8 protein-coding genes are annotated in these 9,143 nt (G+C 60.0%); 5 read left to right on the plus strand and 3 right to left on the minus strand.

What is annotated here, in order from left to right; all coding sequences use genetic code 11:
* Window positions 1-76 precede the first annotated feature (76 nt).
* The 3 genes from AC1Q8Q_RS27795 to AC1Q8Q_RS27805 are packed head-to-tail and all read left to right on the plus strand — an operon-like array spanning window position 77 to window position 3,316.
* Window positions 77-1,366, plus strand: coding sequence for an NAD(P)/FAD-dependent oxidoreductase (locus AC1Q8Q_RS27795; RefSeq protein WP_492615770.1), 1,290 nt, complete (start codon window positions 77-79; stop codon window positions 1,364-1,366).
* A 25-nt stretch (window positions 1,367-1,391) separates the two neighbouring features.
* Window positions 1,392-1,946, plus strand: a complete 555-nt coding sequence (locus AC1Q8Q_RS27800; RefSeq protein WP_020800970.1) for a helix-turn-helix domain-containing protein — start codon at window positions 1,392-1,394, stop codon at window positions 1,944-1,946.
* Between the two features lie 23 nt (window positions 1,947-1,969).
* Window positions 1,970-3,316, plus strand: a complete 1,347-nt coding sequence (locus tag AC1Q8Q_RS27805; RefSeq protein ID WP_020800969.1) for a glutamine synthetase family protein — start codon at window positions 1,970-1,972, stop codon at window positions 3,314-3,316.
* Window positions 3,317-3,673: 357 nt separating this feature from the next.
* Here AC1Q8Q_RS27805 and AC1Q8Q_RS27810 read toward each other — a convergent pair whose 3' ends face one another.
* The 3 genes from AC1Q8Q_RS27810 to AC1Q8Q_RS27820 all read right to left on the minus strand — a co-directional run bounded on the left by AC1Q8Q_RS27810 (window position 3,674) and on the right by AC1Q8Q_RS27820 (window position 6,214).
* Complete coding sequence (locus AC1Q8Q_RS27810) at window positions 3,674-4,075, minus strand: hypothetical protein (RefSeq protein ID WP_083348885.1); 402 nt, start codon at window positions 4,073-4,075, stop codon at window positions 3,674-3,676.
* Between the two features lie 110 nt (window positions 4,076-4,185).
* On the minus strand, window positions 4,186-4,818 hold the full coding sequence (locus AC1Q8Q_RS27815; RefSeq protein ID WP_020801265.1) for a response regulator: 633 nt from the start codon (window positions 4,816-4,818) through the stop codon (window positions 4,186-4,188).
* A 28-nt stretch (window positions 4,819-4,846) separates the two neighbouring features.
* On the minus strand, window positions 4,847-6,214 hold the full coding sequence (locus AC1Q8Q_RS27820) for a cache domain-containing protein (protein WP_020801266.1): 1,368 nt from the start codon (window positions 6,212-6,214) through the stop codon (window positions 4,847-4,849).
* A gap of 382 nt (window positions 6,215-6,596) precedes the next feature.
* On the opposite strand from AC1Q8Q_RS27820, the gene AC1Q8Q_RS27825 reads away from it, so the two are divergent.
* The gene (locus AC1Q8Q_RS27825; RefSeq protein ID WP_168757916.1) at window positions 6,597-8,666 is read left to right on the plus strand and encodes a carbon starvation CstA family protein; all 2,070 of its coding nucleotides are present in this window, start codon (window positions 6,597-6,599) and stop codon (window positions 8,664-8,666) included.
* The gene (locus tag AC1Q8Q_RS27830; RefSeq protein WP_020801269.1) at window positions 8,656-8,853 is read left to right on the plus strand and encodes a YbdD/YjiX family protein; all 198 of its coding nucleotides are present in this window, start codon (window positions 8,656-8,658) and stop codon (window positions 8,851-8,853) included. The genes AC1Q8Q_RS27825 and AC1Q8Q_RS27830 overlap by 11 nt, the downstream gene beginning before the upstream one ends.
* Window positions 8,854-9,143: the final 290 nt, after the last annotated feature.

Here is a 9,143-nt window from a genome sequence, read left to right on the forward strand (position 1 = left end):
CCACACCGCTTGCGCGCATGAAATTAAACCTGTATTTTTTCATGAAATTAAAACTATAAAATTTCATGGAGCCGGTATGTTTCAGCAATCCACCCAGCATGTCGCCAGCTATTACGCCCATACGTGCGCCGATCGCCTGGTCAATCGAGCGGCGTTGGAGGGCGAGCAGGACACCGACGTGCTGATCATCGGTGCCGGCTTCAGCGGTTTGCACACGGCGTTGCGCCTGGCCCTGGCCGGCAAGCGCGTGACACTGCTGGAGGCCAGCCGGGTCGCCTGGGCCGCGTCGGGACGTAATGGCGGCCAGGCCATACTCGGTTGGTCCTGCGACATGCCGCCGCTGGAAGCCGCACTGGGCCATGAGCGCGCGCGGCGGTTGTGGGACGGCATGCGCTGGGCGGCAAAAGAGGTGCGCGAATTGCCCAGGCGCCATGGTTTCGATTGCGACTACCGGCCCGGGCACCTCTGGACTTCGGTGATGCCACGGCGGGTGGGGTTGTTGACCGAGTGGCAGCACGAGGCCAGCCACAAATGGGGGCATGACGGTTTGCGCTTCATCGAGCGCGCCCAGTTGCCCGAATGGGTGGCCAGCGAGCGTTACCAGGCCGGTTTGTACGACCCCGAAGGCGGGCATTTGAACCCGCTGAAACTGGCACTGGGACTGGCCGCCGCGATCGAGCAGGCCGGTGGTGTGATTCATGAACAAAGCATGGCGTTGAATTATCGCGAGGACTCGAACGGCTACGTGGTGACGACTGAACGCGGACACATTCGCGCCGATGTCCTGGTATTGGCCTGCAATGCCTATCTTGACCGGCTCGACCCACAGCTATCGAGTTGCGTACTACCCGTTGGTACCTATCAGGTGGCCACGGCGCCGATGTCCGAGGCCCAGGCAGCCGTTCTGCTACCCAGCAATGTCTGCGTCACCGACAACCAGTTCGTGCTCGACTATTTCCGCCGCACGCCAGACAACCGGCTGCTGTTCGGCGGCGGTTGCACCTATCTGGGGGGCATGCCCAAGGACATCGCCGGTGCCACACGGCCGTGCCTGGAAAGGGTGTTCCCCCAATTGAAAGGCATTGAATTGGAGTTTGCCTGGGGCGGTCACATCGACCTGACGCTCAAACGCACGCCCGACATCGGTCGGCGCGGTGACTTGTATTGGTTGCAGGGCTATTCCGGGCACGGCGTGCTGCCGACCCTGGCCGGGGCACGGGCGGTGTCTGACGCTATTCTCGGCCAGCCGGATGAGCTGGGGCTGTACCAGGGTTTGACCAACCCCAGTTTTCCCGGCGGCAAATACATGGCAGCACCGCTGGAAGCCATCGGCAAAGCCTGGTACAGGCTGCGCGACAGCATTTGAATCGGCCACTTCTGGAAGCCTTTAGATGGACATGCAAGAAGAAATTTCGGCGCTGGCGATCCTGATCCAGGATCTGCGCAAGCACAAGAAGTACACCTTGAAGGATCTGGCCGACAAGATCGGCCGATCCGTGGGTTTTCTTTCCCAGGTCGAACGCGGCTTGTCCCGCCCGACGGTGGCGGACCTGACCGCCATCAGCGAGACCCTCGGCGTGCCAACCACCTATTTCTATAGCCTGCCCAAACCCATGGCCCTACCGTGGGTGACCCGGCCGGATGAGCGCCGCACGTTGTATTACGCCGATGGCATCACCGACATCATGGTCTCGCCAAAGATGCGTGCGTCCTTTTCCATGCTCGAAAGCCAGCTGGAGCCCGGTGCCAGCAGCGGCGACCGGCACATGAAGGACAGCTCGGAGCAGGGCGGCTATGTGCTGGAAGGGGAACTGACCTTGTGGCTCGACCAGAACGAACCGGTGACCCTGCACGCTGGCGACAGTTTTCAACTGGCCAGTCATGCCCACTGCCGCTACGGCAACCTCTCAGACCAAATGACCCGCGTACTTTGGGTCTACACCTGATAAAAACAACAAGGAACAAAACGATGGATGCTGTGTGCTCTGATTTGTTGGCCGAAGTGCGTGGGTTTCGTCAGCGCTACCCCGATGTGCGCTTCGTCGACCTGATATCCCTGGACATTCCGGGGCATTTCTACGGCAAGCGCTACCCGATCGAAATGCTCGAAAAAGTCGCCGCCGGCAGCGCCCTCAAGTTGCCGCAAAACTGCGTGTTGCTCGGCACCCAGGGCGGGCTGTTCAAGATTGGCGACTACTGCTTCAACGATGGCGATCCGGACGCGCTGCGTCGCCTGGTACCGGGCACGCTCAAGTTGGTGAGTTGGGAGAAGCAACCGCTGGGGCAGATGTTGATTACTTCCGATGGCACGGAAAAACCGATCGTCTTCGAACCCCGTGAAGTCCTGGCGCAGGTGTTGGCGCGGCTTGGAAGCAAAGGCATTTTTCCGGTGGTGGCGTTCGAACTTGAGTTCTACCTGTTCGACAGTCAGTTGCGCGATGGCTTGCCGCAGTTTGCCCGCGACCCGCTGACCGGCGATGCGGACGATCAGCCGAACATGCACATTGAACGCCTCTCGCGATTTGCCCCGGTGCTCGACGAAATGGTCGAGACCGCGCGTGCGCAAGGCATCGATGCGACGGTGATCACCGCCGAATTGGGCCCCGGTCAGTTCGAGATCAATTTCGGTCATCTGGACGATGGTCTGCGCGCTGCCGACTGGGCTGCGTTGTTCTGCCGCAGCACGCGAGGCGTGGCACTCAAGCACAACTACCGCGCCAGTTTCATGGCCAAGCCTTACCTGCAGCACCCCGGCAGCGGCATGCATGTGCACGTGAGTCTTTACGACAAGGCCGGCAACAACCTGCTGGCGGCGAACGGGCAACGCGCGTTGCGCCATGCGGTGGCCGGTTGCCTGGATGTGTTGCCGCACTGCATGCCGATTTTCGCGCCAAACCACAACGCGTTGCGCCGCTTGAGCGCCACGGTCAACGTCGCCTCGCGCGCCAGTTGGGGTTTCGAGGATCGAGACGCATGCCTGCGGGTGCCGGAGTCTGACGCCAGGAACCTGCGGGTCGAACATCGCCTCGCTGGCGCCGATGCCAACCCGTATCTGGTGCTCGCCGCGATCCTGGTGGGCCTGGAGCAAGGCCTTGAACAGGAGCGCGAGCCGATCGCCCCACTCAACGATGACCGCAACAGCGGCATCGACTTTCCGCTGGAAATGCTCGACGCCGTGCGAGCCATGCAAGGCCATCAAAAACTGCGTGAAGGTTTGGGCGCGGAATTCGTCGATGTGTATTGCGAGAACAAGCGGCAGGACCACTTGGCGTTCCTGAACGACATCAGTGCACGGGAATATCGCTGGTTCCTGTAGTTAAGGTTATTTCGAGGTTAACCGTAAAAAATATCTGGTTATTTAACAGGTTACAGATTTTAGTAACTGAACGGTTAATCAAAATATCTTGTTACAGGGCGAAACATTGCGTAATATCCGCCCCGCGTTCACCACCACGGTTTATGCATTTTTAAGTCCCGGGCGTCCATCAGCTGCCCGGGATTTTTTTTGCCTGAAATTCGGTGTCATTCAGTTGGTTTCTCTGTAGGAGCGAGCATGCTCCGGGCGGCGTTCCGACGATGGACGTCAACGATGACGCGGGATACCTGCGGCGCAGACGTAAAAAAGCCCGGCTGATCAGGCCGGGCTTTTTGTGGGTGCGGTGAAGCGATGGGTTCAGGCGACGGTGTTGCCTTGCAGGCGGTCCGAGCCATCGGCAGCGACGGTGTTGCCTTGCAGGCGGTCAGAGCCATCGGCGGCGACGGTGTTGCCTTGCAGGCGATCCGAGCCATCGGCGGCGACGGTGTTGCCTTGCAGGCGGTCAGAGCCATCGGCGGCGACAGTGTTGCCTTGCAGGCGATCCGAACCATCGGCAGCGACGCGATTCTCGATCAGGCGATCCGAACCGCCTTCAGCTACACGATTCTCGATCAAACGATCCGAACCACCTTCAGCCACTCGGCTTTCAATCAGACGATCCGAGCCACCTTCCGCCACGACAGGCTGAACAGAGGTTGCGGCAAAAGCGTTAATTGCGAAAACCGAGAAAGCGATGCTGAGGAGGGTTTGGCGTTTCATGATCGTGTGCTCCGGGGTGTTGTTGGTTGGTATGGAGCTGATGTTACGCCGTGGAATTTTTAAGAGAACTTCATTGAGTTAATGGTGACTATTGACGCAGTCAATGATCGCTAGCGCGAAATGAGCCCGTGATCGATCGCGTATTTGACCAGCGCTGCCGGCTTGTCGATGTTGAGCTTGCGCCGAATGCTCAAGCGGTGTGTCTCCACCGTGCGCACGCTGATATCCAGTTCCCGTGCCATTTCCTTGTTGTTCAGCCCTTGCGCCATCTTCGACAAAACCTGGCTTTCACGGGGGGTCAGTTCGTTGTCGGTGTTTTTGTCGGCGATCAGCCGCTGGGCGATGTCGGCGCTGTAGAAGGTCCCGCCGCTGGAGATGGCTTCGATGGCCGCGATGATTTCCCGTGAAGGGGCATTCTTCAACACGTAGCCACTGGCGCCCGAGCGCAGTGATTCACTCACGTACTCATAGTTATCGTACATGCTCAGCACCAATACCTTTAGCGACGGGTACTGGCTGCGCAGCACGCGGGTCAGTTCCAGGCCGTTGATGTCCGGCAGGCTGATGTCGACCAGCAGCAGGTCGGGCTGGCAGCGTCCGACCATCTCGATGGCTTCGGCGCCACTTTCGGCTTCGCCAACCACTTCCAGGGGGGCCATGACGGACAGCAGCGCCTTTATTCCGTCACGGACCAGGGCGTGATCGTCGACCAAGGCGACGCGGATCGGGGAGGGCAGGTTCATTGCAGGCTTCACTCTTGTTTTTGGGGCATCAGCGTTTGCTGGCAGGCAGCTTCATCGGTAGCAGAACATCCAGCTCACTGCGTCCGGGCGTCGAGATCAGTTCGAAGCGGCCACCAAAATGTTCGACGCGTTCACGAATATTACGCAAGCCAATGCCGACGTGGCGACGTTCGACCTGGGCGACGTTGAAACCGACTCCGTCGTCGACCACCGTCAGCCGCACCGATTGTTCGCAGCCGCGCAGCGTAATGGATACGTGCCTGGCCCGGGCGTGGCGCTCGATATTGGTCAGGCCTTCCTGGACGATGCGAAACAACGAGACCGCTGCGCCGTCGACCAGTTGGCAGTCGAATTCATTGTCGTCATAGGTCACGGTAAGGCCGCTGCGCTGTTCGAACTCAGCGGCCAATTGACCGATTGCCGCCGACAGGCCGAGGGTATCGAGCAACGATGAGCGCAAGTCGTGGGAGAGGCTGCGCACTTCGCCAATCGCATCACCCAGGCGCGCGGTGGCATCCCTCAACGCGCCCAGGCCCTTGTCGTGGTTTTGCCCGCTTTCCAGCAAGTGGCTGGCGAGTTCGAACTGAAACTTGATCGAGACCAGCACCTGGCTGATGCCGTCGTGCAGCTCGCGGGACACCCTCGAGCGCTCTTCCTCCTGCAGGCTGACAATCCGCTGGGTCAGGCGCTGCAGTTTCTTGTCCGCCAGGCGATGTTCGCTGACATTGAGGGTCATGCCGGTGGCGAAGACAAACAGCACCGCCACCAGCGCCACCACGGCAATTGCCACCATGGTCTTGCGGATGCCCTGGGCCACTTCGGCTCGTGCTTGCTGGGTGGCGCGCTCGACATCTTCAAGGTAAATGCCGGTACCGAGCATCCAGCCCCAGCGATCGAGCATTACCACATAGGCCAGTTTGTCGGTCACCTGGCCGGAGGAGGGTTTGTTCCAGGCGTAGCGTTGGAAACCTTCGCCCGATTGCGCACTCTTGAGCAGCGCCTGGATCACCGGCAGGCCGTGCGGGTCTTTCATGTCCCACAGGTATTTGCCCACCAGTTCCGACTGTCGCGCGTGCATCAGGCTGCGGCCTTCATGGTCGTAGACGAAGAAGTAGCCATTGATGCCAAAGCTGAGCTTGCGCAGTTCCTCGAGCACCTGTTGCTGGGCGCGAGCGTCGCCCTGGCCGTTGTCGTACAGCGGCTCGATCAGGCTTTTCGCCATTTCGACGTAGTTTTTCAGTTCCGCGCGCTTGCTCATCAGGATGCTGTCTTCGATCAGCTGCGCCTGTTGATCACCCAGTTGGCGATTGAGGGAAATCACCAAGGCGCAGATGACGGCAATGGCCAACACCAGCGGCAAAATGCCGAGGGCGACGATCTTGTGTTTGAGCTGCATGGTTGCTCCTGCCCGCGCGAGGGGCCGGCATCATATGCCAAAGATACGCCAGACCTGTAGCGTTGCTGGACGGAATGACTGACGGGGGTAATCCACGATCTGTGGAAGCCTTTGTTGCGAGGGGATTTATCCCCGTTGGACTGCGTAGCAGTCTCGATTTTTTGGGGCCGCTGCGCGCCCCAACGGGGATAAATCCCCTCGCCACAAAGGCTCGCCACACAGAAAGATCGGCGGCGTCTACGTAGAACTACGTAGACGCCGCGTACGTAGTAACGCGGATTTATTTGTGGACGACATGCGCGGATATTGGCCCAGCTCCGCACAGCGGACACAATTATAAAAATTACCGCCGCAGTCACGAGCTGTCGGCAGGAGACCCTCTATGCCCCGTCTGGCTAAACACCTCGCCTGGTTTGCCGTGGCTGTCCTGGGAGCGATTGCGCTGAGTGTCGTGGCCCTGCGCCGCGGCGAAGCGATCAACGCCCTGTGGATCGTCGTTGCAGCCGTCGCCATCTACCTCGTTGCGTACCGCTACTACGGCCTGTTCATCGCCAACAAAGTGATGCAACTGGACCCCAATCGCGCCACGCCCGCTGTGCTCAACAACGATGGTCTGGACTTCGTGCCGACCAACAAGCACGTGCTCTTCGGTCACCACTTCGCGGCCATCGCCGGCGCGGGGCCGCTGGTCGGTCCGGTACTGGCGGCGCAGATGGGCTACTTGCCCGGCACGCTGTGGCTGATTGCCGGCGTGGTGCTGGCCGGTGCCGTGCAGGACTTCATGGTCCTGTTCATGTCCACCCGCCGCAACGGCCGTTCGCTGGGCGACATGGTCCGCGAAGAAATGGGCCGCATCCCCGGCACCATCGCGCTGTTCGGCTGCTTCCTGATCATGATCATCATCCTCGCGGTGCTGGCGCTGATCGTGGTCAAGGCCCTGGCCGAGAGCCCGTGGGGCATGTTCACGGTCATGGCGACCATCCCGATCGCGATGTTCATGGGCATCTACATGCGCTACATCCGTCCGGGCCGCATCGGTGAAATCTCGATCATCGGCGTGTTCCTGCTGCTGGGCTCGATCTGGCTGGGTGGGCAGATTGCTGCTGACCCGGTGTGGGCCAAGGCCTTTACCTTCACCGGTATCCAGATCACCTGGATGCTGATCGGTTACGGGTTCGTGGCTGCCGTTCTGCCGGTCTGGCTGATCCTGGCACCCCGTGATTACCTCTCCACGTTCCTGAAAATCGGCACCATCGTCGCCTTGGCCATCGGTATCCTGGTGACCATGCCCGAGCTGAGAATGCCGGCACTGACCCAATTCGTCGATGGCACGGGACCGGTGTGGAAGGGCGGTATGTTCCCGTTCCTGTTCATCACCATCGCCTGTGGCGCGGTATCGGGGTTCCACTCGCTGATCGCTTCTGGCACCACGCCAAAATTGCTCGCCAGCGAAGGTCATGCCCGGTACATCGGTTACGGCGGCATGCTGATGGAATCGTTCGTGGCGATCATGGCCATGGTGGCTGCCTCGGTGATCGATCCGGGCGTGTACTTCGCCATGAACAGTCCTGCGGCCATTGTGGGTTCCGATGCTGTTTCGGTTGCTCAGACCGTCAGCAGCTGGGGCTTTGCGATTACTCCGGAGGCGCTGCAAGCAGTGGCCAAGGACATCGGTGAAACCACCATCCTGGCCCGTGCCGGCGGTGCGCCGACGCTGGCCGTGGGTATCGCGCAGATCCTGCACCACGTGCTGCCGGGTGAGAACACCATGGCGTTCTGGTACCACTTCGCGATCCTGTTCGAAGCACTGTTCATCCTGACCGCTGTGGACGCCGGTACTCGTGCCGGGCGTTTCATGCTCCAGGATTTGCTCGGCTCCTTCGTACCATCGCTCAAGCGCACCGAATCCTGGACCGCCAACCTGATCGCCACCGCCGGTTGCGTGGCCATGTGGGGTTACCTGCTGTATCAGGGCGTGATCGATCCGCTGGGGGGTATCAACACCCTGTGGCCATTGTTCGGCATCTCCAACCAGATGCTGGCGGGTATTGCCCTGATGCTTGGCACCGTGGTGCTGATCAAAATGAAGCGTCAGCAGTATGTGTGGGTGACTCTGCTGCCAGCGGTATGGCTGCTGATCTGCACCACCACCGCCGGTTTCATCAAACTGTTCGATGCCAACCCGGCCATTGGCTTCCTGGCCTTGGCTAAAAAATACAGCGATGCCCTGGCCAACGGTCAGGTGCTGGCGCCGGCCAAGAGCATTGACCAGATGCAGCACGTGATCTTCAACGCCTACACCAACGCCACGCTGACCGCGTTGTTCCTGTTCGTGGTGTTCAGCATCCTGTTCTTCGCACTCAAGGTCGGTATCGCCGCCTGGGGCACCAAGGAACGAACGGACAAGGAAGCACCGTTCCAAGCGCTGCCGATGCCTGATCATGTTCAATGACCTGAGTCGCCTGGGCAAATACCTCGGTCAGGCCGCGCGCCTGATGGTGGGTATGCCCGATTACGACAACTACGTCGAGCATATGCAAAACAAGCACCCGGACAAGCCGGTGATGGATTACGAGGCGTTCTTTCGGGAACGCCAGGAAGCCCGTTACGGCAGCAAGTCCGGACCGAAGTGTTGTTGAATGAATGAATCAAGAAACCCGGCTGAAAAAGCCGGGTTTTTTGCTTGGGATTTCGCGTGTTCAGTTCAGATGTGGGTGCTTGCTCGCGAAGGTGGCCTGACAGCCGGACCTGTTATTTGAACTGTAGGAGCCAGGCTTGCCGGCGAAGGCGTCCTGGCAGGCGATAATTGTCTTTCAGGTGTACATATCCGTTGCTGCGGTAACGGCCACTTAGGGTTTCGCCCTTACGGCGAGTCACTTGGAAAAACGGAACGCCGCCCGGCCCCAAGTAACCAAGGGCTCTTGCCCCT

The sequence above is a fragment of the Pseudomonas sp. GW823-FHT06B06 genome, assembly GCF_058795195.1.

Excerpts from the sequence above, each read along its gene's own strand:
- AC1Q8Q_RS27795 (WP_492615770.1), top strand. The coding sequence starts at position 77 with ATGTTTCAGCAATCCACCCAGCATGTCGCCAGCTATTACGCCCATACG.
- AC1Q8Q_RS27800 (WP_020800970.1), top strand. The coding sequence starts at position 1,392 with ATGGACATGCAAGAAGAAATTTCGGCGCTGGCGATCCTGATCCAGGAT.
- AC1Q8Q_RS27805 (WP_020800969.1), top strand. The coding sequence starts at position 1,970 with ATGGATGCTGTGTGCTCTGATTTGTTGGCCGAAGTGCGTGGGTTTCGT.
- AC1Q8Q_RS27810 (WP_083348885.1), bottom strand. The coding sequence starts at position 4,075 with ATGAAACGCCAAACCCTCCTCAGCATCGCTTTCTCGGTTTTCGCAATT.
- AC1Q8Q_RS27815 (WP_020801265.1), bottom strand. The coding sequence starts at position 4,818 with ATGAACCTGCCCTCCCCGATCCGCGTCGCCTTGGTCGACGATCACGCC.
- AC1Q8Q_RS27820 (WP_020801266.1), bottom strand. The coding sequence starts at position 6,214 with ATGCAGCTCAAACACAAGATCGTCGCCCTCGGCATTTTGCCGCTGGTG.
- AC1Q8Q_RS27825 (WP_168757916.1), top strand. The coding sequence starts at position 6,597 with ATGCCCCGTCTGGCTAAACACCTCGCCTGGTTTGCCGTGGCTGTCCTG.
- AC1Q8Q_RS27830 (WP_020801269.1), top strand. The coding sequence starts at position 8,656 with ATGTTCAATGACCTGAGTCGCCTGGGCAAATACCTCGGTCAGGCCGCG.